Origin of the sequence: Bacillus paranthracis (genome assembly GCF_001883995.1) — a bacterium.
In the GTDB taxonomy this organism is placed as follows: Bacteria; Bacillota; Bacilli; order Bacillales; family Bacillaceae_G; genus Bacillus_A; species Bacillus_A paranthracis.
Map to the genome: position 1 here is coordinate 1 of NZ_MACE01000013.1, position 19786 is coordinate 19786.

At 33.1% G+C, this 19786-nt stretch carries 19 protein-coding genes; 14 read left to right on the forward strand and 5 right to left on the reverse strand.

Translation table 11 applies throughout. The features are described 5' to 3' along the window. Positions 1-167: 167 nt before the first annotated feature. Positions 168-1085: a serine hydrolase domain-containing protein gene (locus tag BAQ46_RS03850; protein ID WP_071741724.1), complete on the forward strand. Its 918-nt coding sequence runs from the start codon at positions 168-170 to the stop codon at positions 1083-1085. Between the two features lie 112 nt (positions 1086-1197). Here the strand turns inward: BAQ46_RS03850 and BAQ46_RS03855 are convergent, their stop codons facing one another. After that, entirely contained in the window at positions 1198-1530 is a 333-nt protein-coding gene (locus BAQ46_RS03855) for a DUF3889 domain-containing protein (RefSeq protein ID WP_000734897.1), read from the reverse strand. A 144-nt stretch (positions 1531-1674) separates the two neighbouring features. Here BAQ46_RS03855 and sleB point away from each other — a divergent pair, with 144 nt between their 5' ends. The 7 genes from sleB (at position 1675) to BAQ46_RS03890 (ending at position 7154) form a co-directional block, all read left to right on the forward strand. Next, positions 1675-2454, forward strand: a complete 780-nt coding sequence (gene sleB / locus BAQ46_RS03860) for a spore cortex-lytic enzyme (protein ID WP_001249248.1) — start codon at positions 1675-1677, stop codon at positions 2452-2454. Positions 2455-2469: 15 nt separating this feature from the next. Continuing rightward, positions 2470-3810 carry a germination protein YpeB gene (gene ypeB, locus BAQ46_RS03865; RefSeq protein WP_000943712.1) on the forward strand — a complete coding sequence of 447 codons (1341 nt, stop codon included), beginning with the start codon at positions 2470-2472 and terminating at the stop codon, positions 3808-3810. Positions 3811-3836: 26 nt separating this feature from the next. Next, positions 3837-4433 carry a YhcN/YlaJ family sporulation lipoprotein gene (locus BAQ46_RS03870; protein ID WP_000698002.1) on the forward strand — a complete coding sequence of 199 codons (597 nt, stop codon included), beginning with the start codon at positions 3837-3839 and terminating at the stop codon, positions 4431-4433. Between the two features lie 112 nt (positions 4434-4545). Then, positions 4546-4902: a hypothetical protein gene (locus BAQ46_RS03875; protein ID WP_071741638.1), complete on the forward strand. Its 357-nt coding sequence runs from the start codon at positions 4546-4548 to the stop codon at positions 4900-4902. Between the two features lie 25 nt (positions 4903-4927). Beyond that, positions 4928-5425 carry a GNAT family N-acetyltransferase gene (locus BAQ46_RS03880; RefSeq protein ID WP_001020868.1) on the forward strand — a complete coding sequence of 166 codons (498 nt, stop codon included), beginning with the start codon at positions 4928-4930 and terminating at the stop codon, positions 5423-5425. Between the two features lie 108 nt (positions 5426-5533). After that, entirely contained in the window at positions 5534-6601 is a 1068-nt protein-coding gene (locus BAQ46_RS03885; protein ID WP_061130378.1) for an aromatic acid exporter family protein, read from the forward strand. Between the two features lie 16 nt (positions 6602-6617). Beyond that, positions 6618-7154: a DUF1697 domain-containing protein gene (locus tag BAQ46_RS03890; protein ID WP_048557909.1), complete on the forward strand. Its 537-nt coding sequence runs from the start codon at positions 6618-6620 to the stop codon at positions 7152-7154. A gap of 44 nt (positions 7155-7198) precedes the next feature. Here the strand turns inward: BAQ46_RS03890 and BAQ46_RS03895 are convergent, their stop codons facing one another. Next, positions 7199-7603, reverse strand: coding sequence for a DUF2178 domain-containing protein (locus tag BAQ46_RS03895; protein ID WP_071741639.1), 405 nt, complete (start codon positions 7601-7603; stop codon positions 7199-7201). Positions 7604-7812: 209 nt separating this feature from the next. Between BAQ46_RS03895 and BAQ46_RS03900 the strand changes: the two genes are divergently transcribed. Further along, positions 7813-8982 (forward strand): ParM/StbA family protein, encoded by a 1170-nt coding sequence (locus BAQ46_RS03900; RefSeq protein WP_000025611.1) that lies wholly within the window; start codon positions 7813-7815, stop codon positions 8980-8982. An 11-nt stretch (positions 8983-8993) separates the two neighbouring features. After that, complete coding sequence (locus BAQ46_RS03905; RefSeq protein WP_001257755.1) at positions 8994-9329, forward strand: hypothetical protein; 336 nt, start codon at positions 8994-8996, stop codon at positions 9327-9329. A 110-nt stretch (positions 9330-9439) separates the two neighbouring features. On the opposite strand, the gene mleBCA is transcribed toward BAQ46_RS03905, so the two are convergent. After that, positions 9440-10303: a BCA family alpha/beta fold macrolide esterase gene (gene mleBCA / locus BAQ46_RS03910; RefSeq protein ID WP_000136574.1), complete on the reverse strand. Its 864-nt coding sequence runs from the start codon at positions 10301-10303 to the stop codon at positions 9440-9442. A gap of 421 nt (positions 10304-10724) precedes the next feature. Here mleBCA and BAQ46_RS03915 point away from each other — a divergent pair, with 421 nt between their 5' ends. Next, entirely contained in the window at positions 10725-11756 is a 1032-nt protein-coding gene (locus tag BAQ46_RS03915; protein WP_071741640.1) for a DnaA N-terminal domain-containing protein, read from the forward strand. A 19-nt stretch (positions 11757-11775) separates the two neighbouring features. On the opposite strand, the gene secY is transcribed toward BAQ46_RS03915, so the two are convergent. Further along, complete coding sequence (gene secY, locus BAQ46_RS03920) at positions 11776-13080, reverse strand: preprotein translocase subunit SecY (protein WP_061130374.1); 1305 nt, start codon at positions 13078-13080, stop codon at positions 11776-11778. Positions 13081-13433: 353 nt separating this feature from the next. Beyond that, on the reverse strand, positions 13434-13901 hold the full coding sequence (locus BAQ46_RS03925; RefSeq protein ID WP_000589645.1) for a VOC family protein: 468 nt from the start codon (positions 13899-13901) through the stop codon (positions 13434-13436). A 219-nt stretch (positions 13902-14120) separates the two neighbouring features. On the opposite strand from BAQ46_RS03925, the gene BAQ46_RS03930 reads away from it, so the two are divergent. The 3 genes from BAQ46_RS03930 to pulA all read left to right on the forward strand — a co-directional run bounded on the left by BAQ46_RS03930 (position 14121) and on the right by pulA (position 19736). Then, entirely contained in the window at positions 14121-14621 is a 501-nt protein-coding gene (locus BAQ46_RS03930) for an AraC family transcriptional regulator (protein WP_000869972.1), read from the forward strand. Between the two features lie 382 nt (positions 14622-15003). After that, complete coding sequence (locus tag BAQ46_RS03935; RefSeq protein ID WP_002193837.1) at positions 15004-16707, forward strand: M4 family metallopeptidase; 1704 nt, start codon at positions 15004-15006, stop codon at positions 16705-16707. 482 nt (positions 16708-17189) lie between these two features. Further along, entirely contained in the window at positions 17190-19736 is a 2547-nt protein-coding gene (gene pulA / locus BAQ46_RS03940) for a type I pullulanase (RefSeq protein WP_071741641.1), read from the forward strand. Positions 19737-19786 lie beyond the last annotated feature (50 nt).

A 19786-nucleotide genomic window follows, 5' to 3' on the forward strand; every position in this document is an offset into this window, starting at 1 on the left:
CCCCTAAAGAATTTAGGGAACAAGTGGTTTAGGTGTTTTGATTGGTGTCCCGTTTTCAGGGTTCACTTCATTACTGGCAGGTTTGTTTTTTATTTGAACACAAGTATGTTTTAATTAAAGCTACAAGATATAATAAATTAGGTAATGATTTAATTGGAGGTAAAGTATTGGATTTCAGGCAGCTAGAAAATAAATTTGAAAAGAAAAAAGTAAATACATTTCTTGTTTATCAAAAAGGGGAATTAACAACTGAGTATTATAAAACACCTGAATGTGCAAGTAATTTATATAAAATAAATTCGATTACAAAAAGCATTGTATCTATATTAATAGGTATTGCAATTGATAAAGGCTATATAAATGATATACATACACCCATTACAGAGTGGATTGAAAATGTACCTGAGGGAAAACATGATTTGACGCTTTATCACTTATTAACAATGACTACTGGTGAGGAGTGGAAAGAGTTTGGAAATGGAGTAGTATTCCCGAATGACTTTGTAGAATCAGCGAACTGGGTGCAATATATATTAGAAAAACCAATAATTGAAGAACCCGCTACAAAAATGAATTATAACTCAGGCTCTTCGCATTTACTTAGTTACATTATCAAAAAAGCTACTGGAATGCCGACAGAACAGTTTGCGAAAAAATATGTATTTGATCTATTAGAAATTACCGAATATGAGTGGCAACAAGACCCACAAGGAATACATGTCGGCGGCTTCGGTATGAAAATGAAGTCAAAAGACTTATTAAAGCTAGGAATATTATGTTTACAAAATGGATATTGGCAGGGGAATGAAATTGTATCATCGAAATGGTTAGAAGAATCAAGTACACCTCTATTTGAAACGTATGAACATGTCGGGGCGTATGGATATCACTGGTGGGTATTGAATAACGAAAGATTTCACATACCGTACTGTATGTACTTTGCTATGGGATATGGCGGGCAATATATCGTTATCATTCCGCAGTTAGAGGTAGCTGCTGTAATAAGTAGTCATATGCCTAAACGTGGACTTGTTCCATTAAAATTATTTATTGAACATATACAAGAGAATTGTAATTTTCAGTAAGGGCACAAGTAAATCCATTTAATCCAGTTCAATTGTTTCATTTCTTCACAATTGAAAGTAATTTAGAAATGAAAACCTCACTGTTTATATTATAAACAGTGAGGTTTTCATTTTATCTACTCGTCTTCTGAAATGACACCTTAATAAATTTCTCCGTCTTCGTTTCAAATTCTACATCAACAAAAACACCGTATTCTTTTCCATCTTCACGTAACCATAATTTAAATTTTTCAACTGTTATTTGAACGGTTTTCGGTTTTCTACCTATATGAAGATAATCAATTATATCAGCTTTCGGGTATTGTTCTTTCGTCTTTTCTACAGCAAGCTTACCCCATTTCGCATACGGCGGCTGTGCATGAACAATTGCTGAGCCTGTATATACATTTGAACATATTGTTAGGAACAGAATAACGAGTGCGACACGCTTTAACAATTTTTTCATAATGAACTCCTTTTACCTTTTTTTATATTGTTTACATACTTTTTCAACGATATTAGTTTGGATTTTTTTGTCTTCATTACATAAAAGCGAGCCTTTTACAAAACATAACCAAGAAATCATTTACATAATTAAGGAGGGAAAATTATGCGCCAAAAACCTGTTTTTAAAATAGCAGTTTTGCTTGCGTTCATAGGACTGTCTTTCATGGTCAGTAGTATACAACTAAAAAATGTAGAAGCCTTTTCTAATCAAGTCATTCAAAGGGGAGCATCTGGTGAAGATGTCATTGAACTGCAATCTCGTTTGAAATATAACGGATTTTATACGGGAAAAGTAGATGGTGTTTTCGGATGGGGTACATACTGGGCACTTCGGAATTTTCAAGAGAAATTTGGTTTACCGGTTGATGGTTTAGCTGGAGCTAAAACGAAGCAAATGCTCGTGAAGGCAACGAAGTATGATAAGTCAACTGCTAATAAAGGAACGACAACGAATAAAGGAAATAGTGGTGGCACTGCACAAGAGAATAAACCACCTCAAAATAAAGGGACAAATGTTCCAAATGGCTATTCTCAAAATGATATTCAGCTCATGGCAAACGCAGTATACGGAGAATCACGTGGTGAGCCGTATTTAGGACAAGTTGCAGTCGCTGCAGTTATTTTAAATCGTGTTACAAGTGCATCATTCCCAAATACCGTTTCAGGTGTAATCTTTGAGCCAAGAGCATTTACAGCGGTAGCAGACGGACAAATATATTTAACACCAAATGAAACAGCGAAAAAAGCTGTATTAGATGCAATTAATGGATGGGATCCAACAGGAAACGCATTGTATTATTTCAATCCAGATACTGCAACAAGTAAATGGATTTGGACTCGTCCACAAATTAAAAAGATCGGGAAACATATTTTCTGTAAATAGAGCGGAGGTGGAACTATGTTACGAGGTATTATAATCGTATTATTAACAGTTGGTGTAGTTGGAACTGGATACTGGGGCTATAAAGAGCACCAAGAAAAGAATGCAGTATTAATTCGAGCAGAAAATAGCTATCAACGTGCGTTTCATGATTTAGCGTATGAGGTTGATTTATTGCACGATAAAATTGGAACAACGCTTGCGATGAATTCGCGCGCATCTTTATCGCCTGCATTAGCAGATGTATGGAGATTAACATCGGAAGCTCGTTCGGATGTAGGACAACTTCCTTTAACATTAATGCCTTTTAATAAAACGGAAGAATTTTTAGCGAATATCGGTGATTTTAGTTACCGTGCAGCCATTCGTGATTTAGAAAAAGAACCGTTAAATGATCAAGAATACAAAACGTTGCAAACTTTATATTCCAATGCAGGGAATATACAAGATGAACTAAGAAAAGTGCAACATCTTGTTTTGAAAAACAATTTACGCTGGATGGATGTTGAGATGGCACTCGCATCAAATCGTGATCCTGCAGACAATACAATTATTGACGGATTAAAGACAGTAGAAAAAAATGTAACATCGTATTCATCTACAAACTTCGGACCGACCTTTACAAGTGCACAAAAAAATAAAAAAGGTGGATTTGCAGCAGAAGGAAAAGCAATTTCAAAAGATGAAGCGGCGAAAATTGCAAAATCGTTTTTAAATTTAAAAGGAAATGAAAAAGTAGAAGTCGAGAAAAGCGGAAAAGGTGCGAAAGAATCTTTCTATAGTGTGAAAATTAAAGACGAGGCAACGAATAATGAGTTTTATATGGATATTACCGGAAAAGGCGGATATCCAATTTGGGTTATGAATAATCGAGAAATTAAAGAACAGAAAATTAGTTTAAACGATGCAGGAAGTAAAGGTTTGAAATTCTTAAAGGACCATAAGTTTCATAATATGGAGCTTTATGATAGCTCACAATATGATAATGTTGGAGTATTTACGTATGTAGTAAATGAGAATGGCGTACGAATTTATCCAGAGGCAATTCAAATGAAAATTGCTTTAGATGACGGTTCTATCGTCGGATTTTCGGCGAAAGAATATTTAGCATCACATCAAAAACGAACAATCCCTTCGGCAAAGCTAACTGCAGCAGAAGCAAGAAAGAAAATAAACCCTGATGTAAAGGTAATGGAAGAGCGAAAAGCAATGGTAGTAAACGATTTGCATAACGAAGTACTTTGCTATGAATTTGTAGGTACTTTAGGGAAAGATACGTACCAAATTTTCATCAATGCAAATAGCGGAGCAGAAGAAAAAGTGAAGAAAATGCAAGCTGTTGAAAAAATTTATGATTAAACTTTAATGGTAAAGTGGTGAGAATAATGAAGATTTTAATATATATGTTGATGGTTTGTTTTTTAATAACTGGATGCAGTATTGGAAAAAAGGATAATCCAAACGAAAAGCCCGAGCAAAAAAATGTTTCAATGAAAAATGTTAATTATACAAATAAGTCAAATAAGCCAAATGAAAAAGCAGCGGACCATTTAGCGTCTTTAGCGGCAAGTGTGCCAGGTGTGAATGATGCGACAGCGGTAGTAGTTGGGAAATATGCTATCGTAGGAATTGATGTAAAAGCGAAACTAGATCGAACACGTGTTGAATCCATTAAATACTCTGTTGCAGAAAGTTTGAAAAACGATCCTGATGGTGCTAATGCAGTTGTTGTAGCAGATGTTGATACGTATGAACGACTGAAACAAATTGGAAAGCAAATTAAAAAAGGAAAAACAGGCGAAGGTATACTGGATGAGTTAGCAGCAATTGTTGGCCGTGTAATGCCACAAGTTCCAAATGACATGATTGAAAATAAAGAAACGAATCCAATTCAAGATAATGATAAACAATTACCAAAAGATGAAGAGCAAGAACTGAGAAAAGAACAGAATGACCAATCAAATAATCATTTAAATAAATAAATTTAACAGTAACCCTGTACTAAATTGTACAGGGTTTTTCAATATAATATTAAATATTCAGTTTATTTTTAAGGGAATATATGGTTTAATTATGATGGGAGGGACAACTGTTATGATGAAAAAAAGCACATTAATATTATGTAGTTTATGCTTAGGTTTCAGTATGACAGCGTGTGAACAGAAGAAAGAAGTAAAAAAGCACACAGCGACTTCTTCTACTGTGATGGAAAATCAAAAGAAAAAATCTATCAATATAAATCATTTCTCCAATATAAATGAAGGAATGACTTATAAAGAAGTGAAAGATTTAATTGGTTTTGAAGGGGATTTACTCATAGAAGGAGGGGTGGAACATTCTACACAAATTAAGCAAATTTTTGCTTGGAAGGGAAGCAATCCAACTGCATTAGTTGAAATTACATTTTTAGATGGCAAAGTACATTCTAAAGTGCAGCAAGGTTTAAGTTAATAAGTAAAAAATGGGAGAGTTTATCATGAACATACATACAGGGGAGATTCAATTAGTTCCGTATAAAGAGGAATATAAAGAAGTTATAGAAACATTTACTTTACCAAGTGAACAAGTTCAATTTACGTCGGACCCAGCTGAATTATTGAAAAAAGCAAAAAATGATCGTACAAAAAATGTCATTGTTATTTTAGATTACAATGGGGTACCTGTTGGTCTTTTTGCATTGCAAACAGGAGATAGAGTACAGGAATTCACAGAAAATGAGAACGCTTTACTTTTAACTTCATTTTCTATAAATCACAATAGACAAAGGAAGGGATACGCTAAAAAATCACTGGCACTATTACAAGAGTTTGTACAACGTTATTTTTCGATGAAAAATGAAGTTGTACTTGCTGTGAATGAAAAAAATATTCCAGCACAAAATTTATATGAAAAAGTTGGTTTCCAAGATAAAGGACTTAGAAGAATGGGACCAATTGGTCAACAAATTATAATGCATTTACCTATCATAAAATAATGAGAAGAAAAACTTACTCTTGCATAGTAAAGTAGTAAGTTTTTTTATTTGGAACAATATATGTTGTAAAATATATAAATAAACGAAATAGAAATGAAGGAAATACAAATGAATCAAGTTAGAAAATGGAATATTATTGGTGGAAGGGTGATAAAAACAGGAATTGCGGTTTTTCTTACAGTTCTAGTTTGCGAATTTTTCAATATACCAACTATTTTTGCTGTTATTACAGCAATTGTAACAATTGAGCCAACCGCAACGGATTCTATAAAAAAAGGACTAGTTCGTTTTCCAGCTTCAACAATTGGATCAGCGTATGCAATGACTTTCACATTTTTCCTAGGTCATCAGGCGCTTTCTTATGCGTTAGCGGCAATGTTTACAATCGTTACATGTCAAAAACTAAGGCTACACGCAGGAACGTTAGTCGCAACTTTAACTGCTGTTGCAATGATTCCCATTACGGCAGATCATTATTTTACTGCATTTTTAATTCGATTAGCTACTACATCTACTGGTATTATAGTGTCTACTTTAGTGAATTTTTTCATCTTACCACCACACTATGTTAAAACAATTTCGGGATGTACAGAAGAGCTATTTGTTAAAACGGCAAATGTTATGGAGGAATGGCTTACTGCGTTAATGGATGGGAAAGTTATAAAAAAGGAGACAACCTATACTCTTTCTAAATTAACTGTATTATTACATAAAGCAGTACAATTTGTTCAATATGAGCAAAAAGATTGGAAATACCATCGACATACAAAAAAAGAAATGAGAAGCTTTTTACTTGTACAAAAGCAACTTCATTTATTACAGCAAATTATTTATCATATAGATAATTTAGCTCGAGCACCAATTGAAACATGTGATTGGTCACAAAATGAAAAAGAAATTTTACGACGAACAATTCATTCTATAATTTCTATATTAAGAAATCATTGTGAAAAAATAGATGAGGAACATTTTAAACTGATTGATGAATTAGATAAGCAATTTTGGATTAATAAAAATGATTTAGCACATTGTAAACCGAATCAATATCATCATCATTTTTCAAGTGAATCTATCATTTTATTTGAGATATTATCTATACATGATATGTTAGAGGAATTAAAACAAATATTCGAGAAATATGAGAGTGAAAATCAACTTAATTGCTCAGTTCATTAAAATGCGGAGGATTGATATGACAATTTATATTGCATTACTAAGAGGAATCAATGTAGGCGGGCATAAGATAATCAAAATGGCTGATTTAAAACAAGCGTTTGAATCAATAGGGTTGAAACAAGTGAAAACATATATTCAAAGTGGGAATATCGTGTTCGAATCTGAAAAAGATATTGATTTTCTAAACAAACGAATACAATCTGAAATTAAAAACGTTTTTGGTTTTGATGTTCCGGTTATGTTAAGAACACATGAGGAATTTATAAACATTACAAAAAGATGCCCCTATGAAGTCAATTCATTGCGAGAAGGCGAAAGTATACATATTGCCTTCTTAGCACATGAACTTTCTAAAACAGAAAAAGATCAGCTACTTATGCAAAAAAATGAGATTGAAGATTGTTGTATTCATGAAAAAGTTGTGTATTTATTTTTCAAAAATAGCATTCGAAACTCTAAATTAATGAACCAGTTTCAGAAGTTGCATACACCAGCTACAGTAAGAAATTGGCGGACTGTGAATAAATTAAAAGCGATTGTAGAGAGTATATAACTATAAAAAGAAGAGGTTTTCTGTCTATAGAAAACCTCTTCTTTTTATTTATATTGTTTCGCTACAATGAGTTCAATGATAGGATAAATAAAGAATGAAGAGCACAGTGCAATAAAAAGAGGGAAGTTTTTAACCCCATCTAAATTAGCTCCCATAGAAAACCCTTCAGAGAAGAGTAATATAAGGAACATTACAACTACGAGCGTAAAATATGCAATTTTAGAGCTTTTATATGTAATTTGCTGTCCCATTTCATCTTGACTTTCTTCTGATACACCGTGAGGATCTCCCCATGTAATATGATTGATAAGGTAGCTAAGTATTAAAGCGCTTGTGAAAATTGTTCCACCTAAAATCGCACCTTCAGCGATGTATTTATAAGCCCCGTGTATAAGCACTCCAAGTAATGATAAAACGATTGTTATTAAAATGAATTTTTTGCGATTCATATGAAAAATGGCACCTCCACTGTTGTAAAAAACTCTTTACAATTATAGTATAAAATTGGAAAAGTTTCATGTCAAATACTTTTTACATATAGAGCCGAGAATATGATATTTTGTTTTTATGATTAATAAAAAATTACATTACATTTGAATGTAAAAGAATGGGCTCGCATATATTTGGAAGGGATGTCAGATTAATTTAGGGGGTAGTTATGTCTATTCTTTTAAAAGCTGGTGCTGATGCAGGAAATAACGGTTTGAAGTTAATGGTGAAAGGGCAAGATCCTATTTTTATTCCGAGTATATATGCTTTATATATAGGAGAGCCTACAGGATTGTTAGATGAGGGAGATGTTTCATTATCTGAATTAGAAAATCACATTGACGTGACCATTAGTTCTCCATCGTTAATGTTAAATAATGTGCGGTATATCGTTGGAGAAAAAGTCATTCAAGATCAATTAAAAGGTACTGAGGTTGAGAAGAAATCGAATAAGTCAACTGATGAGTTAATGGTTATTACGATTCTATCTGGTTTAGCGGTAAGTGCTATGCGTCAAAGTCCAACTTCTAGCCACATTAACATTCGATATGATTTATCTGTTGCTCTCCCTATGCAGCTTATTACACAAGAAATAGCGGCGGAAAATGCGAAACGTTATATGGGGAATCATAAGGTTGTGTTCCATTATCCAAACGGACGTGATGTTACAATTAATATTTCCATCGAATATTGCAAATGCCTACCTGAGGGTGCTTCTGGGACGTGGGGCATTGTATATGATGAAGAAGGAAATGTTGTAAAACATAAAATAGAATGTGAACAAAATAAAGTGTCAGAAATTGATTTTGTTGATAAAACATTATTATCTTTTGATATTGGTGCAGGAACGACAGAAGAAGTCGTTTCACTAGGTGTAAACTTTAGACCACAACTAAGTAAGGGTTTATCGTACGGTGTGAAAGAAACGTTACTACAAATTATTACGAGATGGAACCGGAAGTATCCAACAAAGACAATTGATAGTATTACAGAATTCAATCAAATTTATTTAAACGATAAACACCCTAGAAATGCATTATTAGTTGAGGAATCACAACCAGCACTATTAGGTTTAGCAGCGCGCGTTGCAACGGATATTATTAACAAAATTGATGATATGAAAGACGATCCATATGTTTTTATTTATGGCGGGGGCGCAGTTATCATAAAAAATAGCCTGAAAATGATTTTAAAACAAAAAGGGCGTTTAACAAATGTAATCTTTGTAGATAATCCATTATTTACAAATGCACGTGGATTATTAGTCTACACTTGTTCGCCAAAATATAGAGAGCATAAGCAAAAAGAGTTAGGATTTACAAACTTAACAATAAGTTAGTTGGTGGAAGTATGCGATCTAGGCGATATAAACGTGGTGACCGAGTAAAAATTAATATTCATAAGTCAGTATCACCTGAAATGCTTGCATGGCTGAATAAACAATCAAATCCAACCAACTTCTTTTTCTTTGCAGCGCAGCAACTTTTTAAACAAGTAGGAGATATTGATGTGTCAAAAGCTATACCAAGTAGCCATGTTTTCTCGTTATACGTTGAGCCATCATCTTTATTAAAAGTAGAAGTTAATCCTTTTAAAAGCTTACCACTAGAAGCAAATAAATCCACCGATAATATAAAAAAAAAAACATGGGAAGCTGTTGATCAATTAGATTGTCCGTTTTTTTAAACATAGAAAAATATAAATATTGCCCATCACTATACATACGGATACAGTGATGGGCGTTTTTACATGTAAAGATAGGGGGGACACAAATTGCGGCGTGCCCCTCCTATTCATTATTTTTCTATTATTTTGGCTGTATGTTCAGTAACAGTATGAATGATGTCTTCCCAGTCATCAGGATGAATCTCATGTCCAGCGCCTTCAAGAGTTAATAGAGCTGAGTTAGGAATCTCATCGATAAGTGCTAGACCATGTTCAAAAGGGAGTGCGGTATCGTCTGTTCCGTGAATGACTAATGTAGGTGCTTGTATGGAGTGAAGCACCCCTTCATATGCATCATCGCCTTGAAGTAAAGCGTGATTAAACATGCTTAATAAATTGTTAGCTCGTTCAATTTCTTGTTTTACTTGATTATAGACTCTTTTTTCATCAAATGTGCGTTTGGACCCGCATAATAGACGGGACCCTGAAACTAAATATTCTGCTACAATATTTTCATTTGTCCAATCTAAATGCGTGCCATTTGCGTGATGTGTTAAAATTCTTTCATCCATCGGGGGTAAGTCACGTGTGTTATTGTCAGAGCCTATCACACTTGTAGCTAGTAATGTTAATGTTAATATTCTTTCGGGATGTTTTACAGCAGCAATTTGAGCGATCATACCGCCTAAAGACATACCAAATAGATGCGCTTTGTCAATATGATAAGCATCTAGTACCCCAATTGCATCTTCAGCCATATCCGTAACGGAATAATTAGAAGTTCCAGGTTCATATGCGACAGAGCGTCCCACATCACGGTTATCAAAACGAATAACAAATTTCCCCGTGTTAGCCAACTGTTCACAAAATTCTTCATCCCAATAAACCATTGAACACGTAGCACCCATAATTAATAAAATAGCTGGATTTTTAGGGTTTCCAAAGCTTTCTGTACATATATCAATCTCGTTTATTTTAAATATCTTTTCAGTCATAGAGTTCTCTCCATTTCTTTTGAATGTAATTAAACATAAAATTTTGAATGACTCTAAGTTGTGTGTTAGATTTGCTTTGTTTTTTGCGTAATTACCCCCAAAAATAAGTTTATGATAATTTAAGGGGAAAAATTTTGAGAAATAATTGTATGTTATTAAAATAAACAGCAAGGGAGAGGACATGAAAGCAATTGTTATAGATCAATATAGTAGTGTTGAAGAATGAAAAGACAGACCAGTTTTAAAACCAGTTGTTAAGAATAACGAGGTATTAAAATGAAGAAGGCGTTAGAGAAGCTTATATTTTGAGTGAATATAAACATGTTTCATTTTATTCATGATACGGATTGACTTTATTTATTGGAAAGCCGTAATATTATTAAGCTATATGAAAGAGATCTGTAAGAAGAGGGGAGTTATTATGAAAATAAATTGGACTGAAGTAAAGGAAAAAATTCGACCGCAAATTTCAAAACCATCATATGAAACTTGGTTTACGAATACTACTGTTTATTTAGAGGATGATATATTAACAATTTATTGTCCAAATGAATTTGCACGTGACTGGTTAGAATCTCATTATAAAGAATTAGTATTTAATACATTAAGAGAAATGTTTAATACGACTTTTGAAATTCAGTTTGATCTATGTAATGGCGAACCATCTAACTTGAAAGATGTCCAAAAAGAAAAGCTTAGTAGCTGGGATGAAGTAAAGAAAGCATTAAGACCTAAAATAGCAGAGAAAACATTTATGACATGGATTAGAAATACAAACGCTACGATAAAAGATAATAAAGTAATAATCTTTTGTGAAGATGCGTTTCATCGTGATTTGCTTGAAGGTGAGTATAAAAATATAATTTCAAGTACCGTACAGAAACTTTCTAATGAAGAATATCAAATTTGGTTTGAAATAAAATCAAATGCTACTTCAATAGCTCAGATTCATCATGTGCAAAAGAATCAACTTACTTCGGAACAAGAGGAATCCAGTACAATTTGGAATAAAATAAAAGAAAAAATGCAATTAACAATTTCGAGACCATCATATGAAACATGGGTCAAAGAAACGACAGCTAGAATAAATGAAGATTCATTAATCATTTATTTTGAAAACGAATTCCAACAAGAGTGGGTTAAAAAGTCTTATAAAGATTTAATTTCGCAAATAGCTAAAGAGTTAACTGGAAATACATATGAGCTTCAATTTGAATTAAAATCAAATACAAATGCACTAGATAATGCTGGAAAATCAAATATTAAAGATATCACTTCCGAATTAGGGGAGCAGTTCAAAGTATCCAATAACAGTTTAAAATATAATGATGTAGACGAGAGCAATAAACGCATTCGAGCCCTAGAAGAAAAAATAATGAACTTGGAAAAGATCATTGGTACATTAGTAGAAAAATTAGATGCAGTAGAATTAAAAATACAGTTGGAAAAATAACCAACTGTGTTTTTTTTACTTAATTCGCTTTTTTTATAAACCCTTTATAATGACGTTTTACAAGCTGACTTTCTAACGTTTTCATTGTTTCAAGTGCCACACCGACAATGATCAGTAAGCTTGTACCACCAATTTGTGCAGAAGGTGGTAATGTAGCAATCTTTGTGAATACAAGCGGTAAAATTGAAATTGCACCTAAGAAAATTGCACCGATAAATGTTAAACGGTATAAAATTTTCGTTACATATTGTTCTGTTGATTTACCAGGACGAATACCAGGTACATATCCATTTTGCTTTTTCAAATTCTCTGCCATTTGTTCAGGATTTACTTGAATAAATGCATAGAAGTATGTGAAAGCAACGATAAGACCGACATAAAGTGTCATTCCAATTGGATGTGCGAAATCAAGGTTTGCAACTAACCATTTTGATACGCTTGAATCAGGGAAGAGCTGCGCAATTGTACGCGGCGTCATTAAAAATGCGGAAGCAAAGATGACTGGAATTACACCAGCACTATTTACTTTTAGAGGTAAATGAGTGTTTTTTGCTCCTTGATATTGATTGTTTCCTGAAACAGCTTTTGCATATTGAATCGGTATTTTACGCACCGCTTGTTGTATGTAAATAACGCCAACAACTATCGCTAAAATTATAAGACCAATTAAGACCATTTTTATGATGTGCATGAATAATTGATCGCCTGCATTTTGAAATTGTTGTAAATAAATTTGATTCGCAACATTTGGAATCGCTGCTACAAGTCCTGCGAAGATAAGCATCGAAATACCATTACCTACTCCATTAGCGGTAATTTGTTCACCTAACCAAAGTAAAAATGCAGTACCTGCAGTTAAAACTGTTGCAATAAATAAGTATGTAGTCCAGCTTTGATCTGTTATTAATTGTCCACCTGCTATATTATTAAAGCCATAAGACATCCCAATGGCTTGTATGAATGCGAGAATGATTGTAAAGTATCGAGTAAATTGAGCTGATTTCTTACGGCCCATTTCTCCTTGCTTTGCCCATTCCGAAAATTTTGGTATGACGTCCATTTGTAGTAATTGTACTATAATGGAAGCTGTAATATATGGTGTAATACCTACAGCAAAGATTGAGAAGTGTTGCAATGCTCCTCCGCCAAATACGTTTAGCATACCTAAAACGTTAGCTTGATCTTGTACTTTTAATACCTCTGCGTTAGTATGAGGAACTGGAATAAACGTGCCAATTCGAAAAACGATTAACATCGCTAATGTAAAAAGGATTTTCCTTCTTATCTCAGCCACTCTCATGAAATTTGAAATCGTACGAAACATTATATCGCCTCCTATATTTTTATCAGTTTAAAACTGATTATTATATCCCGATGAAGTAACCACAAACCTCCTTCCGCATTAAATTCATTTGACAAATGGAATTTTATACATTTTGTAGTTTTCACGGATATAAAAATATAAGGTGTTTTTAGCGAGCTATAAGTTTTTCGTAATCATTCAATACACATAATATATCGAATAAATTAACAAATGTACATACATACGCATGAAAAATGAATAAATAGGGTCATTTTTTACATTTATTTAATGATAAATTGATAGGACATTATTATTAGGGATTATTATACATGTTATAAAAATAAAGGTGAGACATTATGATTTATAGCTAATATTCATTCGAATGTGTCAGCTAATAGTTTCTCCCAATCTTTAAAGGATAATTTATTAGTTATATGTTTTAGTGCATTAGGTACAATAATATGACAAATAAGTTCTAAGCTATTACCATCTGGATCAATAAAATAAACAGATGCATTACCTTGATGTGGACGGACGAAAGGTGCAATAGATTCATTACTCCCAAACGGAACAGCTTTAATTTGAAGTGAGTGTAACCAATTTAATGATTCTTTTAAATCCTCATATGAAACTCTAAATGCAATATGACGTAAAGAAGGATGATATTTCGTTTCACATTCAGAACCTTCCCATAACCCCAGCCAACTCATTCCTTCTTCAATCCAAAAGAATGCTGTTGATTCATCGCTCCAAGCTAATTTCAACCCTAGTTTTTCATAAAATTCAATTGAGTTTCTTAAATTGCTAACCGGTAAGTGTGCTTCGTATATTCCTTTAATCAATTTAAATCCTCCTTTATTCTTACAATTTCTTATCATTACTATAGCTGTTAAAAAAGAATATAGAATCGAGTAAAAGTATGAAAGTACATACAACTTTAGTAGTAAATAATCTTATTTCAATTAAGATTTATGCAATTAAGAAATTTGTTTATTTAAAAGGGATTTATCAAATTGAAAGATAAATAAATTGAATAGATACTTAATAAGGGGATGATATAGATGAAAGTAGTTGTAAAAGAATTACGACCATTAGAAGTGGCATTCATAAGAAGAACTGGTAGTTACTTTGAACCACAAGATCATTGGGGAAAGTTATTGAACTGGTCTATTGAAAATAAGCTTTATCCACCGGAGCAATCATTTATCGGAATCTCATTAGATAATCCTGAACTTGTTGCAAGCCATATGTGCCGCCATGATGCTTGCGTGACCATACCTGAAAACTTTGAGAAAGAACAACATGAGGGTGTGCAATTTAAAAGTGTAGATGGAGGTCTATACGCTCTATACGAATTCTATGATGAACCTCATAAATTAAGTGTAGCGTATCAATACATGTACGCAGAGTGGCTACCAAATAGTGAATATGATGCAGATTATGATAGAGATAATTTAGAGTTTTGCTTAAATAATGTTGCAGAAGATTTAGAAGGAAAGTTAAAGGTTGATTTATTTGTGCCAATTAAAAAAGTACCAATAAATATGAATGCAAATAAGTAGTATGTTTCTATCTAGCACTATCTTTACTATATTTTTTATTTGCTAATCAAATAGTAACGGAGGATACCGGTGTATTGGATGATATATTTTTAAAAGATTATTGGGTAGAGAAAACATTAAATAAACAATTAAATGAGACGAGCATATACTAATAAATGACACAATGCATAATTTATAATCGTATTTGAAGAGCACCTTAAAGTGCTCTTTTTTTATTGAAATTCATGCACTTATATAAGTTGTTCTTAATTTGAATCATCGTCCTTATATTATGTAATTTTGCATAATGTTACATAAATTGTGTATTTTCCCTTTTTTTCGACAGGAACAGCAAGTATACTTTGTACAAGCTTTCTATTTCAAAATTATACGAGGTGAAAAAATGAAAAACAAAAAGACGTTAACTAAGGTAGCATTAACAACAGGTTTAGCTTTAACAGCAGTAGCACCATACGGAGTAGGTCATGCAGAGGAAACAGATCAACTACAAGTTCAAATTCAGGAGGAATCATTCCGTTCAGGTGAACTTACACAACCGTCACAAAAGGCACCAGAGAATGTAGTAAAAGATGCTCTGAAGGAGAAAACAGAACAAGCTCTTTCTCCAAAGCAAGTCAATGGAGAAACTGGAGTAGATTATAAAGTTCTTCAAAAACGTGGTTCATATGATGGGACTACACTTGTACGTATACAGCAAACATATGAAGGAAAAGAAGTATATGGCCATCAATTAACTGCACACGTAGATCATAACGGTGTTATTAAAAGTGTTTCAGGCGATAGCGCGCAAAATTTAAAACAAGAAGAATTGAAAAAGCCTATCAATCTATCAAAAGATGAAGCGAAACAATATATTTATACGAAATACGGGAACGATATCAATTTTATTTCGGAGCCAGAAGTTAAGGAAGTTATTTTTGTTGATGAAAATAATGGCCAAGCTAGCAATGCGTACCAGGTTACATTTGAAGCTGCCACACCAAAATATGTTTCTGGTACATATTTAGTAAATGCACAAAATGGTGATATGTTAAAAAATATGGTGCAAGAGTCTAACTTGAAAGCAAGTGAAAAACTAGTTGGAGCCTTAAAGAAAAGTAAAAAAAGCAGTCTTACATCATTAACGGGCACTGGAAAAGATGATTTAGGGATCTCTCGTTCATTTGGTATTTCTAAACAAAGTAATGGCAAATATGCTCTGGCTGATTATACAAGAGGGCAAGGAATTGAAACATATGATGTGAATTACAGAGATATTACGAAAGAAGAAAGCTATTATCCTGGTACATTAGCAACTAGTACTTCGACAACATTTAACGATCCAAAAGCAGTAAGTGCTCATTACTTAGCAACAAAAGTGTTTGATTTTTATAAAGATAAATACAACCGTAATAGCTTTGATAATAAGGGACAAAAGGTAGTTTCAGTTGTACACGCTTGGGATTCTGAAGAGACGAATGATCCGAAAAATTGGCAGAATGCATTGAGTGCTAATAATGGAAGTATGCTTGTATATGGTGATCCTATCGTCAAAGCATATGACGTAGCTGGCCATGAATTTACACATGCTGTTACTTCTAGTGAATCTAATCTTGAATATTACGGTGAATCTGGTGCGATTAATGAGGCACTATCTGATATTATGGGAACATCTATTGAGAAATACGTAAATAATGGAAGCTTTAACTGGACGATGGGAGAACAAACTGGATCTGTCTTCCGTGATATGGAAAACCCAGCTTCTGTTCCATCTTCACTTGGAGTACCTTATCCAGATGATTACAGCGAATTTAATGATTTTAATGGATGGGATCAAGGTGGCGTTCATTTTAATTCAAGCATTATTAATAAAGTTGCGTATCTCATCGCAAAAGGCGGAACTCATAACGGTGTAACTGTTAAAGGAATTGGTGAAGATAAAATGTTTGATATTTTCTATTACGCAAATACAGATGAGTTAAACATGACTTCTAATTTCAAAGAATTAAGATCAGCATGTATTCGAGTGGCAACTAACAAATATGGTGCAAATTCAGCTGAAGTTCAAGCAGTACAAAAGGCATTTGATGCAGCAAAAATTAAGTAAGTTAGAAATATAGTTCTTATTCATATATTATTACATTATGAAAAACAGCTAATGTCGTTTTAAGGATATTAGCTGTTTTTTTCATACCAATGTATTTGAAAAATAAACTTACTAAGCAATAATTAGGTACTCTACCTTTAAGAAGTTGCGACAAAGATTTTAGGTTTATAGTATATAAAAACAGAAAATTAATAATATATTGACCTCTTAACGGAAAGTGCTATAAAATGAAAGCGATAACAAACGATTGCTTTAAAATAATTTCCCTGATCTTTTCGTATTTACAGATATATGAAGACATAAATAAACTATTTTTTTAACAATCAATGCAAACGTTTTCGTATTGGAAAGATCATTGAAATACATATGTGAAAATAACCAATACGGGGGGAAGCAAAAGAGATTTCTAGATTAATTTAAATTGTGTAATGTAGTACGGGCATAATAAATCGTCCGTACTATTTAAAGAAAGGATGTATGTAGTGCAAATGACAAAAAGATTAATTAACAAATCAGTTTTATTGCTTACTATAATCGTTATGTTATCATCTGTTTTCTCTTTTCAAAGTGTAAAGGCAGTTTCAAATTCGAAAACAACTGAAGTTATCATTCATTACAAAGAGCAGCTTGGAAATACAAAAGACTGGAATCTTTGGTTATGGGGAGAAAATGCAAATGGTACATCTTATGAATTTACTGGTGAAGATGAATTTGGAAAGTACGCTAAGATTAATATAGATGGTGACTATAATCGTGTAGGATTCATCATTCGTACAAATGAGTGGGAAAAAGATGGTGGGGATCGTTGGATTGAAAATATAAAGGACGGTCGTGCTGAAGTATGGATTCTTTCTGGTGATGAAAAGGTATATAACGCTAAGCCTTCTTCGGATCTATCAATTCAAAAAGCAACTATTGATAGTTTCAATGAAATCACTGTAACGACGAATGTTCCATTTCATATTAAGGAACAGAAAATTGAAATTGAAGGTATTAAAATTAAGAATATTAGTCCTTATGATATAAACAGTGGAGATATTACGAATAAGGTGAAAATAATTACGGAACAGAAAATTGATTTAAAACAAACATACAAAGTTAAAATAGAAAACTTAGCTGATACGAATACTGAAATTGGTAAAGTCATTCGTAGTGAGGAATTTGATCATTTATTTTATTATGGTGGTAACGATTTAGGAAATACATATACCGCGCAACATACAAAGTTCCGTGTATGGGCTCCTACTGCGAGTGAAGCGAAGTTAGTTACATATAAAAAATGGAACGATAAAATAGGTACTGAAATAAATATGCAACAAGGTGAAAAGGGCACCTGGAAAGCAGAACTTAAAGGGAATCAAAAAGGTCTCTATTATACGTATAAGGTAAAAATTGGTGATAAGTGGACAGAAGCAGTTGATCCGTATGCACGTGCTGCTTCTGTAAATGGAGATAAAGGTGCGGTTATTGATTTAGAAGAAACAAATCCGAAAAAATGGAACACTAACAAAAAGCCTAAATTAAAAAATCCGGAAGATGCTATTATTTATGAATTGCATGTACGTGATCTTTCTATTCAGCCCGAAAGTGGCATTAAACAGAAAGGAAAATATTTAGGTGTAACAGAAAAAGGAACAAGAGGGCCTGAAGATGTGAAAACAGGACTTGATCATATAAAAGATCTTGGTGTTACACACGTTCAGCTTTTGCCGATATTTGATTATGCTTCAGTAAATGAAGAGAATGTAAACGAACCACAATATAACTGGGGATATGATCCAAAAAACTTTAACGTACCAGAGGGGTCCTATTCTACAAATCCATACGAGCCAACTGTTCGAATAACTGAATTAAAACAAATGATTCAAACACTACACGATAATAATCTTCGTGTTGTTATGGATGTAGTTTATAACCATATGTATAATGCTGCTGAATCTAATTTTCATAAGTTAGTTCCCGGTTATTATTATCGTTACAATGAAGATGGAATATTTGCAAATGGAACCGGTGTAGGAAATGATACGGCTTCAGAAAGAAAAATGATGAGGAAATTTATGATAGATTCCGTCACATATTGGGCAAAAGAATACAATTTAGACGGATTCCGTTTTGATTTAATGGGTATTCATGATTATGAAACGATGAATGAAATACGTAAAGCTATTAATCAAATTGACCCTTCTATTATACTGCATGGAGAAGGTTGGGATTTAAATACACCTCTTGCAGCAGAGTTGAAAGCAAATCAAAAAAATGCAGAGAAAATGAAAGGAATTGCCCATTTTAACGATAATATACGTGATGGATTGAAAGGTAGTGTGTTTGAGGAGAAAGAAAATGGCTTTGTAAATGGAAAGGAAAACATGGAAGACCGTATTAAAAAAGGCATTACGGCAGGCATTGACTATGATAGAAATACGTCGACTTATCACGATCCAGAGCAGGTACTAACGTATGTGGAAGCGCATGATAATCATACATTATGGGATAAACTTGAGTTGACTAATCCAGGTGACAGTGAAGAAGTGCGAAAACAAATGCATAAATTATCTTCTTCGATTTTATTAACATCACAAGGTATTCCGTTTTTACATGCAGGGCAAGAGTTTATGCGGACGAAATACAGTGATCATAATAGTTACAAATCTCCAGATTCGATTAACCAGATGGATTGGCTGCGCCGTGCAACGTTTAATAATGAAGTAGATTATATGAAGGGTTTAATAGAATTACGCAAAAAGTACCCAGCTTTTCGAATGACATCTGCAGAGCAAATAAAAACACACGTATCATTTATTGATGCTCCGAAAAATACTGTAGCTTATACAATAGAGGGGAATAAAAATGAATACTTTACGGTGGCTCACAATGCAAATAGAGAAGCTGTTGAAATAACACTTCCATCGAAAGGTCCTTGGAAAGTACTAGTAGACGGGAAGCAGGCGGGAAGTAAACCACTTTCTGTTGTCCATGACAATAAAATTAAAGTTCCTGCGTTAAGTTCATTTGTTTTAAAGTTAAAATAGTATAATTTCACATACTGTAATTGTATTACAATTTAATCAATCAAAAAGAG

Coding starts and splice junctions, on each gene's coding strand:
- mleBCA (WP_000136574.1), bottom strand. CDS start 10,303: ATGACTGAAAAGATATTTAAAATAAACGAGATTGATATATGTACAGAA.
- BAQ46_RS03890 (WP_048557909.1), top strand. CDS start 6,618: ATGACAATTTATATTGCATTACTAAGAGGAATCAATGTAGGCGGGCAT.
- BAQ46_RS03905 (WP_001257755.1), top strand. CDS start 8,994: ATGCGATCTAGGCGATATAAACGTGGTGACCGAGTAAAAATTAATATT.
- ypeB (WP_000943712.1), top strand. CDS start 2,470: ATGTTACGAGGTATTATAATCGTATTATTAACAGTTGGTGTAGTTGGA.
- BAQ46_RS03935 (WP_002193837.1), top strand. CDS start 15,004: ATGAAAAACAAAAAGACGTTAACTAAGGTAGCATTAACAACAGGTTTA.
- BAQ46_RS03885 (WP_061130378.1), top strand. CDS start 5,534: ATGAATCAAGTTAGAAAATGGAATATTATTGGTGGAAGGGTGATAAAA.
- BAQ46_RS03880 (WP_001020868.1), top strand. CDS start 4,928: ATGAACATACATACAGGGGAGATTCAATTAGTTCCGTATAAAGAGGAA.
- BAQ46_RS03900 (WP_000025611.1), top strand. CDS start 7,813: ATGTCTATTCTTTTAAAAGCTGGTGCTGATGCAGGAAATAACGGTTTG.
- BAQ46_RS03930 (WP_000869972.1), top strand. CDS start 14,121: ATGAAAGTAGTTGTAAAAGAATTACGACCATTAGAAGTGGCATTCATA.
- BAQ46_RS03875 (WP_071741638.1), top strand. CDS start 4,546: ATGATGAAAAAAAGCACATTAATATTATGTAGTTTATGCTTAGGTTTC.
- secY (WP_061130374.1), bottom strand. CDS start 13,080: ATGTTTCGTACGATTTCAAATTTCATGAGAGTGGCTGAGATAAGAAGG.
- BAQ46_RS03855 (WP_000734897.1), bottom strand. CDS start 1,530: ATGAAAAAATTGTTAAAGCGTGTCGCACTCGTTATTCTGTTCCTAACA.
- BAQ46_RS03870 (WP_000698002.1), top strand. CDS start 3,837: ATGAAGATTTTAATATATATGTTGATGGTTTGTTTTTTAATAACTGGA.
- BAQ46_RS03895 (WP_071741639.1), bottom strand. CDS start 7,603: ATGAATCGCAAAAAATTCATTTTAATAACAATCGTTTTATCATTACTT.
- BAQ46_RS03915 (WP_071741640.1), top strand. CDS start 10,725: ATGAAAATAAATTGGACTGAAGTAAAGGAAAAAATTCGACCGCAAATT.
- sleB (WP_001249248.1), top strand. CDS start 1,675: ATGCGCCAAAAACCTGTTTTTAAAATAGCAGTTTTGCTTGCGTTCATA.